The 22,102-nt window shown below is 75.6% G+C and carries 2 protein-coding genes; both read right to left on the bottom strand.

The genetic code is table 11. The annotated features are described in order from the left end of the window. Positions 1 to 42: 42 nt before the first annotated feature. Entirely contained in the window at positions 43 to 7,587 is a 7,545-nt protein-coding gene (locus OG710_RS01095; protein WP_330237658.1) for an amino acid adenylation domain-containing protein, read from the bottom strand. After that, positions 7,584 to 21,968 (bottom strand): amino acid adenylation domain-containing protein, encoded by a 14,385-nt coding sequence (locus OG710_RS01100; protein WP_330237659.1) that lies wholly within the window; start codon positions 21,966 to 21,968, stop codon positions 7,584 to 7,586. The genes OG710_RS01095 and OG710_RS01100 overlap by 4 nt, the downstream gene beginning before the upstream one ends. Positions 21,969 to 22,102 lie beyond the last annotated feature (134 nt).

The following is a 22,102-nucleotide window of genomic DNA, read 5'->3' on the forward strand; positions in this document are numbered from 1 at the left end:
GGTTGTAGCCCGAACGTGTGAAATCGGTGGATGTGTGATCGATCAGGACAGGCCGGTCTCCCCCGGCGCCGGGAGGAAGCCGGTGACCTGGAAGTACGTCAGATAGCGCGTCAGGACGTCGTCGGTGAGGGGCGGTCGGCATACCCCGGCCGCGGCCGCGGCGCGTTCCGTGCGGCCGGAGTCGAAGCGGCGGTGGTCCGCGTCGTCCTCGCCGGCCTGCCCGTCGTCGCCCAGGAAGAGCTGCGCGGCGTTGTCCGGGTGCTCGGCGACGCAGGCCCGCCACTCCTCGGGGCTCACCGGCCGCAGCGCGTACCCGAGGCGACCCGCCACCTCGAACACGCGGTCGAGAGACGGCGCCTCCGGGTTGGTGTAGTGGTACGCCTGTTCGGCGACCCGGTCGGCGGTGGCGAGCGCGGCGATGGCGGCGGCGACATAGTCCACCGGCACCCAGTCGGTCGTCCCGTGCGCCAGGTCCGGCACGGCCCCGGCCTGGAGGCAGCCCTTGATGAGCTGCCAGAGCAGGTCGCGGTCCTGGCAGGCACCGGTCGCGGTGTCTCCGCTGATGCGGCCGGGGCGGTGGACGGTCACCGGCAGGCCGCGTTCGCGGGCGAGGCCGACGAGCTGTTCGGCGACCCACTTCGTCCGGGAGTAGCCGTCGGGCAGCTCCTCCGCCGGGCCGGTCGGGGACGACTCGGTGAGCGGTTCGGGGTCCGTGCCGCGCGACGGGGCGTACACGCCGGTGGTGGAGACGTAGTGCAGGCCGGGCGAGCCGGAGTCCGCGAGGAGGCGCAGCAGTTCCTCGGTGCCGGCCACGTTGGGCGCGCGCAGATCGCCGTACGGAGCGGCGAAGTTGACCCGTGCGCCGTTGTGCAGGACGGGTCCCAGGCGGCGGGCGAGTGCGGTGCGCTCGTCCGCCGCGAGGCCGAGGCCGGGGGCGGCGAGGTCGCCGGGGACGGGGTGGATCAGGTCCGCGTACCGGGGGCGCCAGAGGCCGTAGTGCTCCAGGTTCGCCCGGATGCGCTGGGCCGCGCTGTCGGGGCTCGCGGCGCGGACCAGGCAGTCGACCGGTCCGTCCGCCGCCTCGATGAGGTCCCGCAGCAGGAAGGCGCCGAGGAAGCCGGAGGCGCCGGTGAGCAGCGGCCGGGCGGAGGGGCGTGCGGGGCGGCGCGCCGGGTCGGCTCCGGGGTCCGTGGGCCGGCGCGCGGCGGTGATGTCGGGGGCGAGCCGGACCTCGGCGGCGAGGTCCGGGGCCGCCGCCTCCTCGGGCTCCTCCTCCCCCGGCGCGCTGCCGAGCAGGCGGTCCACGCCTTCGACGGTGGGGGTGGCGAACAGGGCGCGCAGCGACGGACGCCGGCCGCAGCGTTCCCCGATGCGGCGGGCCAGGGTCACGGCCAGCAGGGAGTGGCCGCCGAGGGCGAAGAAGTCGTCGGTGACGCCGACCTCGGGAACGCCGAGGGTCTGGGCGAACACCTCGCACAGGGCGCGCTCGCGGGCGGTGCGCGGGGCGCGTCCGGGCGCGGTGGCCCGGTGGTCGGGTGCGGGCAGGGCGCGCCGGTCGGTCTTGCCGTTGGGCGTCACGGGCAGGGCGTCGAGCCGGACGTGGGCGGCGGGGATCATGTGCTCGGGCAGGCTGCCGGCGAGGTGGGCGCGCAGTTCGGCCCAGCCGGGGGCGGCGCCTTCGGCCGGGACGGTGTAGGCGACCAGGCGCCGGTCGCCGGGGCGGTCCTCGCGGACGGTGACGCAGGCGGCGGCGACGGCGGGGTGTGCGGTGAGGGCGGCCTCGATCTCGCCGAGTTCGATGCGGAAGCCGCGCAGCTTGACCTGGTCGTCCACGCGGGAGACGTAGAGGAGGCGCCCGTCCGGCGTGCGGCGGACCAGGTCCCCGGTGCGGTACATGCGCCCGCCCGCGCGGTCGAACGGGTCGGCGACGAAGCGGGACGCGGTGAGGCCGGCCCGGCCGAGGTAGCCGCGGGCGACGCCTTCGCCGGAGATGTACAGCTCGCCGGTGACGCCCGGCGGCACGGGTTCGAGCCACCGGTCGAGGATGTGGACGCGGGTGCCGGCCACGGGGGCGCCGATCGGGACGGTGCGGTCGGGGGCGAGCGGGCCCCGGGCGTGCTGGGGGGCGCTCATGGTGGCGCAGACGGTGGTCTCGGTCGGGCCGTAGGCGTTGACGAGGTCGCGGTCCCGGGCCCAGGTGTGCACGAGGGCGGGCGGGCACGCCTCGCCGGCGAGGACCATGGTGAGGCCGGTGGGCAGGGAGTCCGGGGGCATCACGGCGAGGGCGGCGGGCGGGATGGTGAGGTGGGTGACGCCCCGTTCGCGGACGAGTCCGGCCAGGGCGGGGCCGGGCAGCAGGGCGTCGCGGGTGTCGATCTCCAGGCAGGCGCCGGTGAGCAGCCCCATGCACAGCTCCCAGAACGCGGCGTCGAAGCTGACGGACGCCATGTGCAGCACCCTGCTGCCCGGTCCGGCGTTCAGCCGTTCGGCCTGCGTCCCGGCCATGGCGCGGACGCCCCGGTGGGTGACGACGACGCCCTTGGGCCGTCCGGTGGAGCCGGAGGTGTAGATGACGTACGCGGGGTGGGCCGGGTCGAGGCGGGGGCGGGCGGGCGCGGCTGCCGGGGCGGCCGGGCCGAGGTCGTCGGTGTACAGGTGGGGCACCGTGTGCGGCGGGAGGCCGCGGTGGAGTTCGGGGGTGGTGAGCAGGAGCCGGGGGCGGGCGTCGTCGAGCATGTAGGACAGGCGCTGGGCGGGGTAGTCCGGGTCCAGCGGCAGATAGGCGGCGCCGGCCTTGAGGACGGCGAGCAGGGCGACGACGAGCTGGTGGGTGCGGGGCAGGGCGACGGCCACCCGGTCCTCGGGGCCCACGCCCCGGTCGGTGAGGTGGCGGGCGAGGGCGTCGGCGCGGGCGTCGAGTTCGGCGTAGGTGAGGGTGGTGCGGGCGTCGCGGACGGCCGGGGCTCCGGGGGTGCGCCGGGCCCATTCCTCGAAGAGGGCGGGGACCGTGGTGGGGGGCAGGTCGCCGGCGGGGCCGGTGCCGAGGTCGGTGAGCCGGGCGTGTTCGGCGGGGCTGAGCAGGTCGTAGGTGTGCAGGGGGCGGTCCGGGTCGGCGGTGACGGCGTCGAGCAGGAGGACGAGGCGGTCGGCGAGGTGCCGGACGGTGTCCTCGTCGAAGAGTTCGGTGGCGTAGTCGACGGTGGCCCGCATGCCGTCGAGGGCGCCGCTCCCGTCGTGGCGCTCGGTGAAGGCGAAGGACAGGTCGAACTTGCTGACCTCGGCCTCGGCGGGCACTCCGGTGACGGTGAGGCCGGGCAGGTCCAGGGCGGCGGGTCCCTGGTTCTGCAGAACGAGCATGGTCTGGAAGAGCGGGTGGTGGCTCTGGGCGCGGGCGGGGTTGAGGAGTTCGACCAGCCGCTCGAAGGGCACGTCCTGGTGGGCGTAGGCGGCGAGGTCGAATTCCCGGACGCGGCCGAGGAGTTCGCGGAAGGTGGGGTCGCCGGAGAGGTCGGTGCGCAGGACGAGGGTGTTGACGAAGAAGCCGACGAGTCCGGTCGCCGCCTCGTCGGTGCGTCCGGCGACGGCCGTGCCCAGCGGGATGTCGTCGCCGGCGCCGTGCCGGGAGAGGACGGTCGCCAGGGCGGCCTGGAGGACCATGAAGGCGCTGGAGCCGCAGGCGCGGGCCAGCTCCGTGATCCGGCGGGTGGTGGCGCGGTCGACGGTGAAGCCGAGGGTGGCGCCGGTGTGCCGTGAGGTGGCGGGGCGCGGCCGGTCCCGGGGGAGTTCGACCGCCTCGGGGAGACCGGCCAGCGCGTGCTTCCAGTGGCTGAGCTGGCGGCACACGAGGCTGTCGGGGTCCTGTTCGTCGCCGAGGAGGTCGCGCTGCCACAGGGTGTGGTCGGCGTAGTCGACGGGCAGCGGCGCCCAGGACGGTGCCTCGCCGCGGACGCGGGCCCGGTAGGCGAGGCCCAGGTCGTGCGCGAGGGGGGCCAGGGATGTGCCGTCGGCGGCGATGTGGTGGACGACGAGCACCAGGACGTGGGCGTCGGGGGCCAGTCGGAGCAGGGTGGCCCGCAGCGGCAGGCTGTGCTCGATGTCGATGGCCTCGGCGGTGGCGGCGGCGACGCGGTCGCGCAGCTTCGCCTCCTCGACGCTCTCCATGGCGAAGGGGATGAGGACGTCGTCGGGCTCGGTGATGTGCTGGCGGGGCCCGTTCTCGCCCTCGGGGAAGACGGTGCGCAGGGCGGTGTGCCGGGCGATGAGGTCGGCGACGGCGGTGCACAGGGCGTCGGCGTCGAGCGGTCCGTCGATGCGCGCGGCGAGCGGGATGTTGTAGGTGGCGGACGGCCCGTCGAGCCGGTGCAGGAACCAGAGCCGCTGCTGGGCGTAGGACAGGGGCAGTTCGGCGGGGCGCGGCTGCGGTACGAGCGGGGGGCGGGTGCCGCCCTCGGCGCCTTCCAGGGCGGTGGCGAGCGCGGCGACGGTGGGGTGTTCGAAGAGGGTGCGGATGTCGGTCTCGGTGTGCAGGGCGGTGCGGATGCGGCCGACGAGGCGGGTGGCGAGCAGGGAGTGGCCGCCCAGGGCGAAGAAGCTGTCGTCGGTGCCGACCCGGTCCAGGCCGAGGACGTCGGCGAAGAGTCCGGCGAGGATCTCCTCCATGGCGCTGCGCGGGGCCCGGCCCGCCGCCGTGCGCGGGGCGGTGGGGGCGGGCAGGGCGGCCCGGTCGATCTTGCCGTTGGGGGTGAGCGGGAGGACGTCCAGCGGCTGGATCACGGCGGGCACCATGTAGGCGGGCAGGTGCCGGCCGACGTGTGCGGCGAGCAGGCCGGGGTCCGGGGACTCGCCGGGCGCGAGGACGACGTAGGCGGTGAGGGTGCGGTCGCCGGGCAGGTCCTCGCGGACGAGGACGCAGGCGGCGCGCACCGCGGGGTGGTCGCGCAGAACCGTTTCGATCTCGGCGGGTTCGATGCGGTGGCCGCGCAGTTTGATCTGCTGGTCGGCGCGTGCGACGTAGCGCAGGGTGCCGTCGGCGTCCTGGCGGACCAGGTCGCCGGTGCGGTACATGCGGGCCCCGCCGCCAGCGAAGGGGTCGGCGGTGAAGCGGGTGGCGGTGAGGGCGGCGCGGCCGAGGTAGCCGCGGGCGACGCCGGCGCCGGCGAGGTACAGCTCGCCCTCGGCGCCGGGCGGTACGGGGCTCAGGGCCGCGTCCAGGACGTAGGCGCGCATGCCGTCCAGCGGGTGCCCGATGGGCGGGGCGCCGTCCGGGGCGTGGCCGGGGCTGATGTGGTGGCCGGTGGCGAAGGTGGTGGTCTCGGTGGGTCCGTAGACGTGCAGGACGGTGGTGCCGGGGTGGTCGGCGGCGACGCGCTGCATGACGCCGGGGGCGGCGGCCTCGCCGCCGGCGGCGACGAGCCGGAGCTGTCCGAGGGCGCCGGGGTCGGTCTCGGCCAGGACGTTGAACAGGGCCGTGGTGAGGAACACCGCGGTGACGCCGTGCCGGGTGGCCATGTTCCGCAGGACGTCGGGCTGGAGCGGCCCCTCGGGGGCGACGACGACTCGGCCGCCGCGCAGCAGCGGGGTCCAGATCTCGAAGGTGGAGGCGTCGAAGACGTACGCGGAGTGCAGCAGGACGGCGTCGGCGGCGCCGTCGTCCCAGCCCCGGTGTGCGGCGAGGGCGGCGATGTCGGCGTGGCTGACGCCGACGCCCTTGGGCAGTCCGGTGGAGCCGGAGGTGAACATGACGTACGCGAGCCGGGTGCCGCCGGGTGCGGCGGGCAGCGGGCCCGGTGCGGCGGGTCCTCCGGTCTGGATGCGGCCGGCCCGGTCCACGGTGAGGACGGCCGTGTCGGGGCCGAGTCCGCGGACCCAGGGCAGGTCGGCGGTGGTGTCGTCGACGACCAGGACGCGCAGCGGGACGACCTCGGTGACCCGGTGGAGCCGTTCGGTGGGCCAGCGCGGGTCCAGGGGTACGTAGGCGCCGCCGGCGCGCAGGGCGGCGAGGGAGGCGGTGACGGTGGCGGCGGAGCGGGCGAGAAGGATGCCCACGCCGTCCTCGGCGCCGGTGCCGAGGCCGGTGAGGGCTGCGGCGAGCCGGTCGGCGAGTTCGGTGAGCTGCCGGTACGTCAGCTGTTCGCCGGCCCCGGTGACGGCGACGGCGTCCGGGTGGCGGGCGGCCCGCTCGGCGACGGCTTCGGGGATGCTCAGGGCCGCCGTGCCGGCGGGGAGGGCGGCGCCGGTGCCGCGGGCGACGAGTTGTTCACGTTCGCCGTCGAGGAGGAAGGGCGCGGTGTCGGCGCGCCGGTCGAGGTCCTGGGCGAAGGCCGTCAGGAGCTGCCGTGTCCGGGAGACGGTTTCGGCGACGGTCTGGCGGTCGAGGACGGCGGCCCGGTAGCCGAAGGTGATGCGCAGGGTGTCGCCGGGGGCGACGGTGAGGGTGAGCGGGTAGTGGGCGGCGTCGGTGCCGCTGAATCCGGTGACGGCGAGGCCGGGCAGGCCCTGCTGGGCGGTGCGCAGGGCTTCGGCGTCCATCGGGTAGTTCTCGAACACGACGAGGGTGTCGAAGAGTTCGTCGAGGCCGGTGACGCCCCGGATGTCGCTGAGGCCGACGTGCTGGCTGCCGAGGAGCCCGCCCTGTTCGCTCTGGAGCCGGGTCAGGAGGGCGGCCAGGGTCTCGCCGGGGGCGGGGCGCAGCCGTACGGGCACGGTGTTGATGAACAGGCCGACCATGGATTCGACGCCGGGGATCTCCGGCGGTCGTCCGGAGACGGTGGTGCCGAAGACGACGTCGTCGCGGCCGGTGAGGTGGCCGAGCAGCAGGCCCCAGGCGCCCTGGACCAGGGTGTTCAGGGTGATGCCGTGGGCGCGGGCCGTCTCGCGCAGCCGGCTGGTCGTGTCGGCGTCCAGGTCGAGGACGAGCGTCTCGGGCAGTTCGGCTCCGCCGTCCGGGCCTTCGCGGTCCGCGAGGAGGGTCGGGGTCTCGATGCCGGCGAGGGCGGTGGACCAGGCGTCGAGGGCGGCGGCACGATCCTGCTGGGAGAGCCAGACGAGGTAGGCGCGGTACGGGGTGACGCGGGGCAGGGCGGTGTCGTCGCCGCCGGTGGCGTACAGCTCGAACAGTTCCCGTACGAGCAGCGGCAGCGACCAGCCGTCGAACAGGATGTGATGGCTGGTCATGACCAGGCGGTGCCGGTCCGGCCCGGTGCGGACGAGGGTGAACCGCAGCAGGGGCGGCGTCGCCAGGTCGAAGCGGCGGGTGCGGTCGGCGGCGAGGAAGGCGGTGAGCCGGTCGGGTACCTCGTCGGCGCCGGTCAGGTCCAGTTCCTCCAGGGGTACGGGGACCTCGGCGGCGACCGCCTGCACGGGTTCGTCCAGGTCCTCGTGGAGGAAGCCGACGCGCAGGTTGGCGTGGCGGCGCAGCAGGCCGGCGACGGCGGCGCGCAGGGTGGGGACGTCGACGGGGCCTTCGAGGTCGAAGACGAACTGCGCGGTGTAGACGTCCACGGCGTGCGAGTCGTAGAGGGCGTGGAAGTACATCCCGGCCTGCAGCGGCGTCAGCGGGAGTACGTCCTCCAGTTGGAACCCGTTCACTTGCGTCCACCCCACTTGTTCTGCAGTCGGTCGATCTGGGCCTGGTTGAGCGAGACCAGGGGAAGGTCGGACGGCGTGTAGCCGCCTGCTCCGGGCTGTTCGGCGTGTTCGGCGATGGCGCGCAGGGCGCGGGCGAACGCCTCGGCGAGCGCGCCCACGTCCTCCTCCTTCAGCAGGTCGCTGGGCCAGGTCCAGCGGGCGACGAGGCGCGGGCCGTCCGGCAGGTCCTCGGTGTGCGCGTTGATGTCGAGGACGTGGTGCACGGGCATGTCGGGGTCCTGGCTGCGCGGGCCGCCGGCGTCGAGCAGGACCTGCCAGTCGGCGTCGGCCGCCCGGCCGGGGGCGGCGTACCGGCCCAGGTAGTTGAAGCCGATCTGGGGCGCGGGGGCGTCCAGCCGGGGGGCGGTGGCGGGGTTGAGGCGGCGCAGCATGCCGTGTCCGACGCCGTGGTCGGGGACGGTACGCAGCTGTTCCTTGACGCGCTTCACTGCGCGTTCAACGAGCGTGGCGTCGAAGCGTGCCGGGTCGCGGGCGTCGAGGGGGCCGGGATCGACCCGTACGGGGTAAAGGCTGGTGAACCAGCCGACGGTGCGGGAGAGGTCGATGTGGTCGGCGAGCTGTTCGCGGCCGTGGCTCTCCAGGTCGAGCAGGACGGCGGTGTCCGGGCGCCGGCCCGCCGGGTGCCCTCCCGCCGGTCGCCGGGCGTTGACGGCGAGGGCGAGGGCGGTGAGCAGGATGTCGTCGACTCCGGCGTGGAAGGCGCCGGGGACGGTGGTGAGCAGGGGCTTGGCCCAGGTGGCGGGCAGATGGGTGGTGAGGGTGCGGGTGCCGTCCGCGGTGTCGAGATGGGGGTCGAGCGGCCGGTAGCCGAGCTGCGGGTCCGGGGTGCGCAGCGTCTCCTCCCACAGCGGCAGTTCGCTCACGCGTTCGGGGGTCCGTGCCTGTTCGGTGAGGAGCTGGGACCAGCGGCGGTACGAGGTGGTGGCGGCGGGCAGCGCGGGTGCGGTGCCCGGAGTGGTGACGGCCCGCCAGGCGTGCGCGAGGTCTTCGGCGAGGATGCGCCAGGAGACCGCGTCGACGGACAGGTGGTGCACGACCAGGAGCAGCCGGCCGCGTTCCCGCGGGCCCGCGTCGCCCCAGACGGCCTCGAAGACGGCTCCGGCGGCGGGCCGCAGGCGCCGGCGGGCGCGTTCGCCGGCCTCGGTGAGGGCGGTGCGGGCGGCTTCGGCGTCGAGCCCGGCGATGTCCACGCGGGTGAAGCGGCGGCGCGCGGTGACGGCTCCGGCGGGCAGGGTCTCCAGTACGGGGTCGCCGGCGGCGGTACGGGTGACGCGCAGGCGGAGCATGTCGTGGTGGTCGGCGACGAGCTGGAGTGCGGCGACGAGGCCGTCCTCGTCGGCTCCGGCCGGGGTGCTCAGCACGCCGGACTGGTTGTAGCCGTCGCCGGCGCCGGGGCGGGAGAGGAACCAGGCGGCGATGGGGGTGGGTGCCATCGCGCCGGTGCCGTGGCCGGCCGGTTCGGCGGTGGCGTCGTCGAGCGGGGCGGCGACGGCCGCGATGGCCTCGGGGGTGCGGTGGACGAAGACGTCGCGGGGGGTGACGGCGAACCCGGCCTCGCGGACGCGGCTGACGAGCTGGATGGACAGGATGCTGTCGCCGCCGAGTGCGAAGAAGTCGTCGTCGGTGCGGACGGCCGGGGCGCGCAGCACCGAGGCGAAGGCGTCGCACAGGACGCGTTCCCGCGCGGTGCGCGGTTCCCGGACCGGGCGGCCTGCGGCGGGGCGTGCCGGTTCGGGGAGCGCGGCGCGGTCCGTCTTGCCGTTCGGCAGGAGGGGCAGCGCGTCCAGGGCGACGAACGCGCCGGGCACCATGTACGGCGGCAGGGCGGCGGTGAGCCGGGTGCGCAGTTCGGTGTCGGTGGGGCGGCCGGTGCCCGTGGTGTAGGCGACCAGACGGCGTTCGCCGGGTCGGTCCTCGCGGATCAGGGCGCAGGCGGCGGTGACGCCGGGGAGGGCGGTGAGGGCGGCCTCGATCTCGCCGAGTTCGACGCGGAACCCGTTGAGCTTGACCTGGTCGTCGGCGCGCGAGACGTAGTGGAGCAGCCCCTCGGCGTCGCGTCTGACGAGGTCGCCGGTGCGGTACATGCGGCTGCCGGCCGGGCCGGAGGGGTCGGCGACGAAGCGGGTGGCAGTCAGTCCGGGGCGGTGGAGGTAGCCGCGGGCCAGGCCGTCGCCGGAGACGTACAGTTCGCCGGTCACACCGGGCGGTACGGGCCGCAGGGCGGCGTCCAGGACGTGGGCGCGGGTGTTGTCGACGGGGCGGCCCAGCGGTACGCCGCCCTCCCCCGCCGCTTCCCCGGCGGGTACGGGGCCGAGGGCGTGGGCGGTGGCGTCGATCGTCGTCTCGGTCGGGCCGTAGAGGTTGTGGACGCCGGCCGCCCAGGCGCGGGCGGCCCGCTGCGCCAGGGCGCGGGTGAGGGGCTCGCCGCCGCAGGCGACGGCCCGCAGCGCCGGGGGCGCCTGCTCGGGGCCGGTCTCGGTGAGCAGGAGCGCGAGGTGGGAGGGCACGAACTGGGCGATCGTCACGCCCTCCTCGCGCATCCGGGCCAGCAGCCCGGCCGGGTCGTGGTTGAGGGCGGGTTCGACGGGGCAGGTGGCGCCGCCGTGCAGCAGGGGCAGCCAGGTCTCCCAGACCGAGGCGTCGAAGCTGGGCGAGGTGCGGGCGAGGACCCGGTCGTCGTCGGTGAGGCCGAAGTGGTCCGCCATCCAGGCCATGTGGTTGGTGAGGGCGCGGTGGGTGACGACGACGCCCTTGGGCCGGCCGGTGGAGCCGGAGGTGTAGATGACGTAGGCGGCGTCGTCGGGGCCGGGCGCGGCGGTGGCGGGCGGTGCGCCGCGTCCGGGCGTCCGGGGGTCCGGGTCGCCGAGCGCGAGGCGGGGCACGGAGGTGAAGCGGGCGGCGCGCGCCGGGTCGTGGACGAGGAACAGGGCGGGGCGGGCGTCGTCGAGCATGTGGGCGACGCGGGCCTCGGGGTAGTCCAGGTCGACGGGCAGGCAGGCGGCCCCGGCCTTGGCCACGGCGAGCATGGCGACGACCTGTTCGGCGGTGCCGGGGGCGGCGAGGGCGACGAGGTCGCCGCGGCCGATGCCCCGGTCGTGCAGCCGGTGGGCCAGGTCGTCGGAGCGGGCGTCGAGTTCGGCGAAGGTGAGCCGGCGCGCCCCGGCCCGTACGGCGGTCCGGTCGGGGGTCCGGGCGGCCCGGGCGCGGAACGCCTCGGGTGCCGTCTGCGCGGGCACCGGCCGGACGGCGCCGCGCGCGGCCCGGTCCAGGGCGGCGCGCTCGGCGTCGTCCAGGAGCGGGGCGGTGCGCACGGGTGCGTCGGGGGCGGCGGCGAGCGAGGCGAGCAGCCGGGTGAGCCGGGCGGCCAGGGCGTGGGCGGTGGCGGGGTCGAAGAGGTCGGTGGCGAACTCCAGTACGCCGTCCAGGCCCTGGGGCAGGCCGGTGTCGTCGCGGGTCTCGGTGAAGGTGAAGGTGAGGTCGAACTTGCTGATGCCGGTGTGCACGGGCTGTTCGGTGACGGTGAGGCCGTCCAGGCCGAGTGTGCCGCCGGCCTGGTTCTGGAGGACGATCATGGTTTGGAAGAGCGGGTGATGGTCCTGGGCCCTGGCCGGGCTGAGGGCGTCCACCAGCCGTTCGAACGGCAGGTCCTGGTGGGCGTAGGCGGCCAGGTCGAAGGCCCGCACCCGGTCGAGGACCTGGGCGAACGTGGGGTCGCCGGTGAGGTCGGTGCGCAGGACGAGGGTGTTGACGAAGAAGCCCACCAGATCGTCGAGGGCTTCGTCGGTGCGGCCGGCGACGGCGGTGCCCAGGGGGATGTCGTCGCCGGCGCCATGCCGCTGCAGCAGGACCGCGAGGGCGGCCTGGAGGACCATGAAGAGGCTGCAGCCCCGGTCGCGGGCCAGTTCCGCGAGCCTGCGGTGGGTGTCCGCGTCCACGGGGAAGGCGAAGGCGTCGCCCCGGTAGGTCAGGGTCGCGGGGCGGGGCCGGTCGGCGGGCAGGGCGAGCAGTCCGGGCGCGCCGGCCAGGGCGGTGCGCCAGAAGTCCAGCTGGCGGGCGGCGCGGCTGCCGGGGTCGTGCTCGTCGCCGAGGAGGGCGCGCTGCCACAGGGTGTAGTCGGCGTACTGGACGCGCGGTGCGGGCCGGCCGGGTGTCTCGCCCCGGCTGCGGCGGCGGTAGGCGTCGCCGAGGTCGCGGGCGAGCGGGGCGAGGGACCAGCCGTCGCCGGCGATGTGGTGGACGAGGAGCACCAGGACGTGGGACTCGGCCCCGAGCCGCAGCAGCCGGGCCCGTACGGGGAGGTCGGTGGTGACGTCGAAGGTGTGCGCGACCTCGGCGGTCAGCGCCTCGTCCAGCCGGTCGGGGGCGGTGTTCCGGGGGGTCAGGTCGAGGTCGGCGCGGTCGGCGCCGAGGATGTGCTGGCGCGGTACGCCGCCGGTCTCGGGGAAGACGGTGCGCAGGCTCTCGTGGCGTTCCACGACGTCGGCGAGGGCCTGTCCGAGGGCCGGGGTGTCGAGCGGGCCGTCCAGACGGACGACGAGCGGCACGTTGTAGGTGGCGCTGGGCCCCTCGAACCGGTTGAGGAACCACAGGCGCTGCTGGGCGAAGGACAGCGGCAGCGGGTCGGGCCGCTGTGCGGCGCGCTCCAGCGGCAGGGCGGCGGCTTCGGCGCCGTCCAGCGCGGCGGCCAGCGCGGCGGGCGTGGGGTGTTCGAAGACCGCCTTGACCTGGACCTCGACGGCGAGCGCGGTGCGGATGCGGGCGACCAGGCGGGTGGCGAGCAGGGAGTGGCCGCCGAGGGCGAAGAAGTCGTCGTCGGCGCCCGCGGCCGGCAGGCCGAGCACATCGGCGACGAGCCCGCACAGGATCTCCTCGCGCGCGGTGCGGGCGGCGCGTCCGCGCGGTGCGGGCCGCTGCTCGGGGGCGGGCAGGGCGCGGCGGTCCACTTTGCCGTTGACGGTCAGCGGCAGCGCGTCGATCAGGACGAACGCGGACGGGACCATGTAGGCGGGCAGGGAGCGGGCGACGGCCTCGGCGAGATCGGCGGGGTCCGGGCGGGCGCTCCCGGCGGGCACCACGTAGGCGATGAGCCGCCGGTCGCCGGGTATGTCCTCGCGTACGGCGGTGAAGGAGTCGGCGACGCCTTCGCAGCAGGCGAGGACGGACTCGATCTCGCCGGGCTCGATGCGGTAGCCGCGCAGTTTGACCTGGCTGTCGGCGCGGGAGACGTAGGCGATGTGCCCGTCGGCGGTCCACTTCACCAGGTCGCCGGTGCGGTACATGCGTCCGCCGTCCGGGTCGAACGGGTCGGCGACGAACCGGGTGGCGGTCAGGGCGGGCAGCCCGGTGTAGCCGCGGGCGACGCCGCGCCCCGCGAGGTACAGCTCGCCGGTGACGCCTGCGGGGACCCGGCCCAGCGAGGCGTCGAGCACGTACAGCCGCATGCCGTCCAGGGGGCGGCCGATGGGCGGCGGCCCGGCGGGCAGGTCGGCGGCGACATCGTAACGGGTGGCGAAGGTGGTGGTCTCGGTGGGCCCGTAGACGTGCAGGACGCGTGCGCCGGGCGCGGCGCCCGCGACGCGCTGCATGGCGTCCGGCGAGGCGAGTTCACCGCCGGCGCAGACGAGACGCAGGCCGGTGAAGGCGCCGGGGTCGGTGTCGGCGATGACGTTGAGCAGGGCGGTCGTCAGGAACACGGCGGTGACGCCGTGTTCGCGGACCGCGTCGCGCAGGGTGCGGGCCTCCAGGACGCCTTCCGGTGCGACGACGACCGTCCCGCCGCGCAGGAGCGGCGTCCAGATCTCGTACGTGGAGGCGTCGAAGACGTACGCGGAGTGCATCAGGACGGCGTCGGCCGCGCCGGCGTCCCAGGCGGAGTCGGCGGTGAGCGCGACCACGTCGGCGTGGCTGACGCCGACGCCCTTGGGCAGGCCGGTGGAGCCGGAGGTGAACATGACGTACGCGAGGGATTCGGGCCCCGGTACGGCGGCGGGTGTGCCCGGTACCGGGGGCGCGCCGCGCAGGAGGCGCCCGGTGCGGTCCACGACCAGGACCGGGATGCGCCGGGCGGCTTCGGTCACCCAGGCGGAGGCGGCGGCCGGCTCGTCCACGACGAGGACCCGTACGTCCGCGACGGCGGCGACCTGTTCGAGCCGTTCCGCGGGCCAGCGGGCGTCCATCGGGACGTAGGCGGCGCCGGCCCGGACCGCGGCGAGGGAGGCCGTGACGACGGCCGGTGACCGGGAGAGCAGGACGCCGACGCCGGTCTCGGGGGCCGCTCCGGCCCCGGCCAGGGCGGCGGCGAGCGTGGCGGACAGTGCGTCGAGGGCCGCGTAGCCGAGGGTGATCCCGTCGCCGGAGACGGCCGCGGCGTCGGGGGTGCGGCGGGCCTGAACGGCGAAGAGGGCGGGCAGGGTGGTGTCCGGGGCGGGGGCGGGCAGGGCCCGGCCGGTGCCCCAGCCCGTGGTGCGGGAGCGCTCGTCGGGGGTGAGCAGGTCGTAGTCCGCGAGTGGCCGGGCGGGGTCGGCGGCGATCTGTTCGAGGAGCCTGAGCAGCCGGTGCGCGAGGGCTTCGGCGGTGGCGCGGTCGAAGAGGGCGGTGGCGTATTCGATTCCGGCGGTGAGGCCGCCCCGGCCGCTCTCCTCGCCGAACGCGAAGGTGAGGTCGAACTTGCTGAGGCCGTTGTGGACGAGCCGGTCCTCGACGGTGAGCCCCGGCAGTTCGGGGCGGACGGCCTCCTGGTTCTGGAGGACGAGCATGGTCTGGAAGAGGGGGTGGTGGTTGCGGGCCCTGACCGGGTTGACGCTCTCCACCAGCCGCTCGAACGGCACGTCCTGGTGTGCGTAGGCCGCGAGGTCGAACTCCCGCACGCGGGCCAGGAGTTGGGTGAAGGTGGGGGCGCCGGACAGGTCGGTGCGCAGGACCAGGGTGTTGACGAAGAACCCGACGAGGTCCTCCAGCGCCTCGTCGGTGCGGCCGGCGACGGGGGTGCCGAGCGGGATGTCGTCGCCCGCGCCGTGCCGGTGCAGCAGGGTGGCGACGGCCGCCTGGAGCACCATGAACAGGGTGGTGCCGGTCTCCCCGGCCACGCGCAGGAGCGCGGTGTGCAGGGCGGGCGGTACGTCGAAGGCGTGGACGGCGCCGGAGGGGTCGGTGGTGACGGGGCGCGGGCGGTCGAGCGGCAGGTCGATGAGGCCGGGGAGTCCGGCGAGCGCGGTGTGCCAGTGGTCGAGCTGCTCGCGCAGCAGGCTGCCGGGGGTGTCCGCGTCGCCCAGGACGGTGTGCTGCCACAGGGTGTAGTCCGCGTACTGGAGCCCGGCGCCGGTCTCCGGTTCCCGTCCGGCGAGCCGGGCCCGGTAGGCGTCGGCGAGGTGGCGGGCGAGCGGGGCGAGGGACCAGCCGTCGCCGGCGATGTGGTGCAGGACGAGGACGAGGACGTGGTGGCCGGGCGCGGTGCGCAGCAGCCGGACGCGCAGCGGCGGGTCGCAGAGCACGTCGAAGGGTTCGCTCACGGCGTCCAGGAGGGCCGCTTCGAGGTGTGCGGGTGCGGTGCTCTCGACGGGCAGCCGGGGGGCGACGGCGTCGGTGGGCAGCACGCGTTGCTCGGGCACGCCGTCGCGTTCGGGGAAGACGGTGCGCAGGGCCTCGTGCCGCTCGACGACGTCGCGGAGGGCGGCGCGCAGCGCGTCGGTGTCCAGGGGGCCTTCGATGTCGAGGACGAGCGGGATGTTGTAGTCGGAGCCGGGTCCTTCGAGCCGGTTGAGGAACCAGAGCCGCTGCTGGGCGTGGGACAGCGGCAGCGGGTCGGGCCGTTCGGCGGCGGGCAGCACGGGCGGCCGGGGCCGTTCCCGGCTGTCGAGGGCGTTCAGGAGCCCGGCGACGGTGGGGTGTTCGAACAGGGTGCGTACGGCGATGTCGGCGCCGAGGACCGTGCGGACGCGGCTGACGACGCGCATGGCGAGGAGCGAGTGGCCGCCGAGGTCGAAGAAGCTGTCGTGCGGGCCGACGGCCGGGCGGCCCAGGACCTCGGCGAAGATCCCGGCGAGCAGGTCCTCGCGCGGGGTGCGCGGCCCGGCGGCCGCGGTGGTGGCGGGCTCGTCGTCGGGGCGCGGCAGGGCGCGCCGGTCGGTCTTGCCGTTGGGCAGGAGCGGCAGTTCGTCCAGGACGACGACGGCTGCGGGCACCATGTAGTGCGGCAGCGCGTCGGCGAGCGCGGTGCGCAGGGCGGCGGCGTGCGGGGCGGGGCCGGTGGTGACGGCGTAGGCGACGAGGCGGCGTTCGCCGGGGGTGTCCTCCCGGATCACGGCGCAGGCGGCGGTGACGCCGGGCCGGGCGAGGAGGGCGGCCTCGATCTCGCCGGGTTCGATGCGGAAGCCGCGCAGTTTGACCTGGTCGTCGGCGCGGGCGACGTAGTCGAGCAGCCCGTTGGCGGTCCACCGGACGAGGTCGCCCGTGCGGTACATGCGGGCACCGGTGCCGGTGTGGTCGAAGGGGTCGGCGACGAACCGCGCGGCGGTGGTGCCGGGCCGGTTCAGGTAGCCGCGGGCGAGGTTGGGTCCGGCGAGGTACAGCTCTCCGGTGACGCCGGGCGGGACGGGTCGCAGCCGGTGGTCCAGGACGTGGGCGCGCATGGTGTCCACGGGCCGGCCGATGGGCACCGTCTCGTACGGGGTGTCCGGTGCGGCGGGGACGCGGTGGGCGGTGGCGTCGATGGTGGTCTCGGTGGGGCCGTAGAGGTTGTGGACCTCCGTGTGCCACCGGGTGGCGGTGGACTCGGCGAGGGCGCGCGGCAGGGGTTCCCCTCCGCAGAGGACGGCGCGCAGTGCGGGCGGGGGCGCGGTGCGGCCGGTCTCGGACAGGACGAGCGCCAGGTGCGAGGGCACGAACTGGGCGACGGTGACGCCGAAGCGGTCCATCCAGGAGACCAGGGCGGCCGGTTCCGTGTTGGCGCCGGAGGGCAGTACGCACACTTCGGCGCCGTGCATCAGGGGCAGCCACACCTCCCACACGGAGGCGTCGAAACTGGTGGAGGTACGGGCCAGCACCCGGTCGTGCGGAGTGAGCGTCAGATGCCGTGCCATCCAGGCCATGTGGTTGGCCAGCGCGGTGTGGGTGACGACGACGCCCTTGGGGCGGCCGGTGGACCCGGAGGTGAAGATGACGTAGGCCGGGTCCGCCGGACGCGGCGCCTCCGGGAGCGGCTCCGCCGGGGGTACGGAGGGCGCGGGCCGGGTGTCGAGGGCGAGCCACGGTATGCCGTCGAGGGGCAGCCCGGCGTGCGCCTGTCCGGTGGTGAGGACGAGGACGGGGCGGGCGTCGTTCAGCATGTGCCGGATGCGGGCCTGCGGGTACTCCGGGTCGACCGGTACGTAGGCGGCGCCGGAGCGCAGCACGGCGAGCAGGGCGACGACTGTGTGCGCGGAGGGCGGTGCGGCGACGGCGACCAGGGTTTCCCGGCCCGCGCCGCGTGCGCGCAGGGCGTGGGCGAGGGCGTCGGCCCGTGCGTCGAGTTGGGCGTAGGTGAGGTGGGTGTGCGCGTCGCGTACGGCGATGGCGTCGGGGGTGCGCAGGGCGTGTTCCCGGACCGCCTCCGGGGCGGTGGTGGCCGGCAGCGGCCGGTCGGTGCCGCGTCCCCGGACCAGCAGGCCGTCCCGTTCGGCGGGGCTGAGCGGGTCGAGTTCGCCCATGGGGCGGTCCGGGTCGGTCACGGCCTGGGTGAGGACGCGGGCGAAGCGGTCGCAGAGGGCGCGGGCGGTGGCGGCGTCGAAGAGGTCGGTGGCGTATTCGAGGTAGCCGCCGATGCCACCGGCGCCGGCGTTCTCTCCGGCCCCGCTGTGCCCGGTGCGCTCCGTCAGGGAGAAGGTCAGGTCGAACTTGCTGCCGCCGTGGTGGCGGGACCGGTCGCGGACGGTGATGCCGGGCAGGGCCGGTTCGGCCCGCTCCTGGTTCTGGAGAACCAGCATGGTCTGGAAGAGGGGGTGGTGGCCGCCGGAGCGTTCCGGGTTGAGGGCCTCCACGACGCGTTCGAAGGGCAGGTCGCTGTTGCCGAGGGCCGCGATGTCGAACCGCTTGACCCGGTCGAGGAGTTCGCCGAACGTCGGGTCGCCGGACAGGTCGGTGCGCAGGACGACGGTGTTGACGAAGAAGCCGACGAGGTCGTCCAGGGCTTCGTCGGTGCGTCCGGCGACGGCGGTGCCCAGCGGGATGTCGGTGCCGGCGCCGTGGGCGCCGAGGGTCACGGCGAGGGCCGCCTGGAGCACCATGAACGGGGTGCAGCCCGCGGTGCGGGCGAGCCGGACGAGCGCGGTGTGCGCCGGGGCGGGCAGGGCGAAGGGGACGGAGGCGCCCCGGTGGCTGGGGGTCGCCGGGCGGGGCCGGTCCAGGGGCAGTTCGAGCAGTGCGGGGGCGCCGTGCAGCGCCTCGCGCCAGAAGGCGGTCTGCCGGGCGGCCGGGCTGTCCGGGTCGCCGTCGTCGCCGAGGAGGCGGTGCTGCCAGAGGGTGTAGTCGGCGTACTGGACCCGCAGCGGCGCCCAGTCGGGGGTGCCGGTGCCGTCGGTCCTGGCCAGGTAGGCGGCGGCCAGGTCGCGGGTGAGCGGGGCGAGGGACCAGCCGTCGGCGACGATGTGGTGCAGGACGAGCACCAGGACGTGCCGGCCGGGCGCCGGGCGCAGCAGATGGGCGCGGACGGCTGCGTCCCGGCCGAGGTCGAAGGGGGCGGTGCTCAGCCGGCGTACCGTCCGCGCCTCCCAGGCGTCGGTGTCCCCGTCCGCCGGGGGGTGTTCGACGGGGAGGGGGACGAGCGACGCGGCGTCCTGCGGGGCGGTGACGCGCTGGTGCGGGACGCCCTCGTGTTCGCCGAACAGGGTGCGCAGGCTCTCGTGCCGGGCGACGACGTCGGCCAGGGCGCCGCGCAGTGCGCCGGTGTCCAGGGGGCCTTCGAGTTCGAGGACGAGCGGCACGTTGTAGGTGTCGCCGGGCTCCTCGGACCGGTTGAGGAACCACAGGCGCCGCTGGGCGTGGGACAGCGGCAGTACGTCGGGCCTGGGCTGGGGTACGAGGACGGGCCGGGCGGCGCCGGCGGTGTCGAGCACGGCGGCCAGCGAGGCGACCGTGGGGTGCTCGAAGAGCGTGGGGAGGGCGAGTTCGGCGCCGAGGGCGGTCCGGACCCGGCCGGTGAGGCGGGTGGCGAGCAGCGAGTGGCCGCCGAGGGCGAAGAAGTCGTCGTCGATGCCGACCGCGCCCACGCCCAGGACGTCGGCGAACAGTCCGGCCAGCACCTCTTCGTACGCGGTGCGCGGGGCGCGGCCGGTGCCGGTGGCGGTCCGGGGCGCGGGCAGGGCGCGGCGGTCGACCTTGCCGTTGGGGTTGAGGGGCAGGGCGTCGAGCACGACGAAGGCGGACGGCACCATGTAGGCGGGCAGGGTGCGTCCGACGCGGCGGGCGAGGGCGGCGGCGTCCGGGCGGGAGCCGGGCGCGGGCACGACGTAGCCGACGAGTCTGCGGTCGCCGGGGGTGTCCTCGCGGACGACGACGCAGGCGCCGCGTACGTCCGGGTCGGTGAGCAGGGCGTGTTCGGTCTCGGCGGGTTCGATGCGGAAGCCGCGCAGTTTGACCTGGCCGTCGGCCCGGCCGACGTACTCGACGGTGCCTTCGGCGGTCCAGCGCACCAGGTCCCCGGTGCGGTACATGCGGGCGCCGGGCGCTCCGTGGGGGTCGGCGACGAAGCGGGTGGCGGTGAGCGCGGCGCGGCCCTGGTAGCCGCGGGCGACGCCGTGGCCGCTCACGTACAGCTCCCCCACCACGCCGGGCGGGACGAGTCCGAGGGTGTCGTCGAGGACGTGGAGGCTCATGCCGTCCAGGGGGCGGCCGATGGGCGGCACACCGGTGCTGTCGGCGGTGACGGGGTGGCGGGAGGCGAAGGTGGTGGTCTCGGTGGGGCCGTACACGTGCAGGACGAGCGTGCCGGGGGACGCCGCTGCGGCGCGTTGCATGAGTCCGGGGGTGGCGGCCTCGCCGCCGGCGGCGACCACGCGCAGCCCGGCGAACACCTGCGGGTCGGCCTCGGCCATCACGTTGAACAGGGCCGTCGTCAGGAACAGCGCGGTGACCCCGTGCCGTCGCACCGCCTCGCGGACGGTGTGCGCCTCCAGGACGCCGCCGGGGGCGACGACGACCCGGCCGCCGTTGAGGAGCGGCACCCAGATCTCGAAGGTGGAGGCGTCGAAGACGTAGGCGGAGTGCATGAGGACGGCATCGCCGACGCCGTCGCGCCAGGTGCTGTCGGCGGCGAGGGCCAATACGTCGGCGTGGGTGACGCCGACACCCTTGGGCAGCCCGGTGGAGCCGGAGGTGAACATGACGTACGCGAGCCGGTCGGGTCTGCGGGTCGCGGGGAGCGGTCCGGGCCGCTCGGGGGCGCCGTGCAGCACCCGGCCCCGGCAGTCCAGGACGAGGAGCGGGAGTCCTGCGGCGGCCTCGCGGACCCAGGGTGCGCGGGCGGTCGTCTCGTCGGTGACCAGGGCGCGGACGCGGGCGGTTGCGGTGACGCGGTCGAGCCGTTCGGCGGGCCAGGCGGCGTCCATCGGCACGTAGGCGGCGCCCGCCGCGACGGCGGCGAGGGAGGCGACGGGGACGGCGGCCGTGCGGCCGAGGAGGACGCCGACGCCGTCCTCGGCGCCGATGCCCAGGCCGGTGAGCGCGCTCGCGAGGTCGTCGGCCGCGCGCTCCAGCCGCCGGTACGTGAGGGTGTGCTCGCCGTCCACGACGGCCGGGGCGTCCGGGGTGCGGCGGGCCTGCCCGCGGAACGCCTCGGGCAGGGTCCGGGCGACGGCCGGGGCGGGCAGTGCGGTGCCGCGGCCCCGAGCGCGCAGGGCGGGGGCGGCGGCCTCGTCCACGAGGGGCAGGTCGCGCAGGAGCCGGCCGGGGTCGGCGGTGGCCAGCGCGGTCACGAAGGAGACGACGGCCTGTTCGTGCAGCCGTACGTCCTCGGGGTCGTAGAGGTCCGGCCGGGCGTCGAAGCCGATGAGCGGGCCCTTGCCCTCGCCGCGTTCGGAGACGAAGAGGGACACGTCGTCCACCGGGCCGATGGACAGTACTCGGGACGGGGCGTGGATGCCGGCGAAGTCGCGGTCGTAGTCGTAGCCCATGATGTTGACGACGATGCCGGTGAGGCGGGCCGCCTCGTCGCCGCCGCCGAGTTCGCGGGCGAGTTGTTCGCGTGAGAAGCGGCGGTGGCGCAGGGCGGCGCGCATCTCGTCCGCGACGGCGCGGACGAGGGCGCCGACGGTGGTGTCGGGGGTGGGCGTCAGCCGCAGCGGCAGGATGTTGGAGGTCATGCCGACGATGTGGCGCAGGCCGCCGTGCCGGCCGTTGGAGGCGAGGCCCACGGTGACGTCGGACGTTCCGGTGGCGCGGGCGGTGTAGGCGGCGACCGCGGCGACCAGGGCGGCGCTCCAGGTGGTGCGGTGGGCGGCGGCGAGGGCGCGCAGGTCGTCGAAGACGCCGACCGGCAGCGATTCGCCGGTGTGCAGCCGTATGCCGGGGGTGCCGGTGGCGGCAGGTGTTCCGGGTGCGGCCGGTGTCGGGGCGTCGCCCGGAGTGGCCGGGGCGGGCAGGTCGGTGCGGCGGCGGATGAGGGTGCGGCCGCTGTGCGCGGTGTCCCCGGTGTCCGGGGCGAGGTCCGTGAACCTGCCGGTCCAGTAGGCGCGGTCGGCCTCGTAGCGGCCGGACGCGCGGTAGGCGGTCTCGTCGTCGACGAGGGCGCGCAGCGGGGCGGGCTCGGGCAGGACCGCCGCGGTGAGGTCCTCGCCCCGGACCGCGCGCGCGTAGAGGTCGGCGACGACACGGGTGAAGACGGCGCCGCCGAGGCCGTCGACGGCTATGTGGTGGAAGCGGACGTACCAGTAGTGGAGCCGGCTGCCCGCGCGGAGCAGGGCGAAGTGGTGGTGGGGGCGGTCGAGCACGTCCGGGGTGGCCATGTCCCGTGCCAGATAGCGTTCGACCTCGGCCTGCGGGTCGGCGGCGCCGGACAGGTCCTCGGTGTGCAGCCGGCCGGTGCCGGGCCGGCGGACGACGCGCTGGCGGAGGGTGTCGCCCTGTGTGACGAACTCGAGGTTGAGGCTGTCGCACAGCTCGCAGGCCCGGTCGACCGCGGCGGCGAACAGTTTCGTGTCGAGGTCGCCCCGGATCTCGAAGCATTCACCGACGTTGTATTTCGGGCTGTCGGGGTCGAGGAGTTGCCCGTACCAGACGCCCTGTTGGGCGGCGGTCGTGCCGAAGAACTCTTCGGGAACGGATTCCGAGGGGAGAGAGCCGTTTTCGCGCATGCCGGGACACACCTTCGGGGAGGGCTTTCGGGGGGACGAAGAGGGCAGGACGAAGCCGGCCATGCCGGTGCGGCGTCCGAGGCCGACAACGGGCGGGTAAAAGCGAAGCGGGAGCGCACTGGGCCGTTCTTCGC

It is taken from the genome of Streptomyces sp. NBC_00525 (genome assembly GCF_036346595.1).
In the GTDB taxonomy this organism is placed as follows: Bacteria; Actinomycetota; Actinomycetes; order Streptomycetales; family Streptomycetaceae; genus Streptomyces.

What these genes read in the sequence shown, in the direction of transcription:
- OG710_RS01100 (WP_330237659.1), bottom strand. Translation starts at nt 21,968, where the DNA reads ATGCGCGAAAACGGCTCTCTCCCCTCGGAATCCGTTCCCGAAGAGTTC.